The organism is Microbacterium sp. 13-71-7 (assembly GCF_002257455.1).
Taxonomy (GTDB): domain Bacteria; phylum Actinomycetota; class Actinomycetes; order Actinomycetales; family Microbacteriaceae; genus Microbacterium.
Genome location: NZ_NCKN01000372.1, coordinates 1 through 2,392, shown reverse-complemented (window position 1 = coordinate 2,392; position 2,392 = coordinate 1). Strand labels below are relative to the sequence as shown.

The 2,392-nt window shown below is 71.2% G+C and carries 2 protein-coding genes; both read left to right on the top strand.

The window, feature by feature from the left end:
- Positions 1-39: 39 nt before the first annotated feature.
- Positions 40-1,068: a LacI family DNA-binding transcriptional regulator gene (locus B7X32_RS20365; protein ID WP_292723933.1), complete on the top strand. Its 1,029-nt coding sequence runs from the start codon at positions 40-42 to the stop codon at positions 1,066-1,068.
- A gap of 324 nt (positions 1,069-1,392) precedes the next feature.
- On the top strand, positions 1,393-2,392 hold a 1,000-nt coding region (locus tag B7X32_RS20360; protein ID WP_292723930.1), incomplete at its 3' end, for a discoidin domain-containing protein.

Sequence of the window (2,392 nt, the reverse complement as noted above, 5' to 3'; positions counted from 1 at the left end):
CCGGGCGGACGCCCGCACGCCTCACCACGATCGGATCCCATGACGACCGCAGCGACGCCGGATCCCCGCCGCATCCCGGGGATGGCCGATGTCGCGCGCCTGGCCGGGGTCTCGGCGCAGACGGTCTCCCGCACGCTGAGCGGCAACCCGAGCGTGCAGCCCGAGACCAGGGCGAAGGTGCTCGCCGCCGTCGACCAACTCGGCTACCGCCGCAACAACGCCGCCCGCGCGCTGTCCTCCGGGCGGAGCAGGGCGATCGGGGTCGTCTCCCTCCGCACCGGGTTCTACTCGCGCAGTGCGGTCGCGGTCGGCATCGAGACCACCGCGTCCGAGGCGGGCTACATCGTGAACTCCGTCACGACGCCCTCGCTCGATGCGGGCGAGATCGAGCAGGCCATGTCGCGCCTCGCCGACCAGGGCGTCGAGGGCATCGTGCTCGCCGTGCCCCTGATCTCCACCACGCGCGCGATCGACGAGCTGACCCGCACACTGCCGACCATCACGATCGACGGCTCGCGCACGGCATCGACCCAGGTGGTCGCCGTCGATCAGCGGGAGGTCGGACGGATCGCGACCCGCCACCTGCTGGATCTCGGCCACGAGACGGTCTGGCACGTCGCAGGCCCGCAGGAATGGCTCGACGCGTCGAGCCGCACCCAGGGCTGGCGCGAGGCCCTCGCCGACGCAGGCCGCGAGGCGCCGCCGGAGATCGTCGGAGACTGGTCCCCCGCCTCGGGCCATCGTGCAGGGCAGATCCTGGCGCGCATCCCCGAGGTGACCGCGGTCTTCGTCGCGAGCGACGAGATGGCGTTCGGCCTCGCCCGGGCGTTCGGGGAGCTCGGCCGGACGATCCCCGACGACGTGTCGATCGTCGGCGTCGACGACATCCCGCTCGCGGAGTTCTGCTCCCCCGCACTCACCACGGTCGCGCAGCCGTTCATCGACGTGGGCCGCATCGCCGTCGAGCACCTCCTGCACGCGATCTCGCACCCCGGCGCCGTGCCCCCGGCCGAGTCGATCCCACCGCAGCTCGTCCTGCGCCGGTCGACCGCCGCGCCCCGCCGCTGACCGCCACACCCGACGCGCCCCGAGTCCGACCGCCACACCCGACGCGCCCCGAGACCGACCGCCACACTCCACGGGCGAGCCGACCCCGCCGATGACCGCCCTCGCGGCATCGCGCCGCGCAGCGGGCCTGCCGCACGACGCCGCCGCATGGGCCGCATGGTGACGCCGCACCGTGCGTCCTCGCCATCCTGCCGCACCATGTTTGCGATATCTCACTACGCAGGTCAGATCACGATATTCCCGGAAATTTCTTGATGTTAGCGATAACTTGCGAGTACCGTGGCCCGTGTTCTCCCCGCCTCGATGACGCAGCAAGGAAGACCGATGCCTCCACAGTTCCTGTCCCTCCCCCGTCGATCACGGGGCGTCCTCGCCGCCGGAGCCGCGCTCGCGATCACCGCGACGACGCTCACCCTCGGCGCCGTCGCCCCGGCGCATGCCGACGCCGCCCCTCCCGCGGGCGCCGCGATCCCCGACACGGGCTACACGCTGCTCGACGTCGACTCCGAGTCGGCGCCCTACCCCGCCCCGCCCTCGCTCGACGGCACCGCGAAGGGCGCGTTCGACGGCGACTACTCGACCCAGTGGGCGTCGAACTACAACGGCGGCACGCCGGATCCGATGCCGCACTACCTCACGTTCGACATCGGAGCCGAGCACGCCCTCACCGGACTCGGCTACTCCGTCAAGGTGCAGGGCAACGGCCCGGCCAAGGACGTGCAGGTGCTCACGACGAACGACGCGGCCGTCGCCAAGGACGGCAAGAGCAGCGGCTGGGCACCCGCGGGCACGGCGACGTTCTCGCAGCCGACCAGCAGAACGCAGATCCAGTACGTCACCTTCGCCCAGCCCGTGTCGGCGCGCTACGTCGAGTTCAAGATCCTCGACGCGGTCAACGGCTCGAACAACGCCTCGGCCTCCGAGATCGTCGCGTACACGACGGATCCGATCATCGCGCCGACGCCCACCCCGACACCGACCCCCACGCCCAAGCCGGCGGCCGCGACCGTCACCACGGACTCGGTCGACAACAGCACGTGGAACTACCCCGACGACACCCCGGCCAGCCCGTTCATCGACGCCGACGGCACCTTCCACTTCGGCGAATCGCACGCGAACTACTACAACGAGCCGGACGGCAGCAACGGCGACATCCGCCAGTGGAACTGGTACACGGGCTCGAACTTCGACACCGCGAAGCCCGACGACGCCCTGAACGCCGCGGGCACGAACCCGGACACCACCGACTTCTGCAACGCCGGCCCGACCGGCGTGGAGTCGACCAAGGCACCGGCCGGATCCAGCTACACCCAGCCGAACTACT

Bases quoted from the DNA above. Each gene is read 5' to 3' on its own strand.
- B7X32_RS20365 (WP_292723933.1), top strand. From the start codon at position 40: ATGACGACCGCAGCGACGCCGGATCCCCGCCGCATCCCGGGGATGGCC.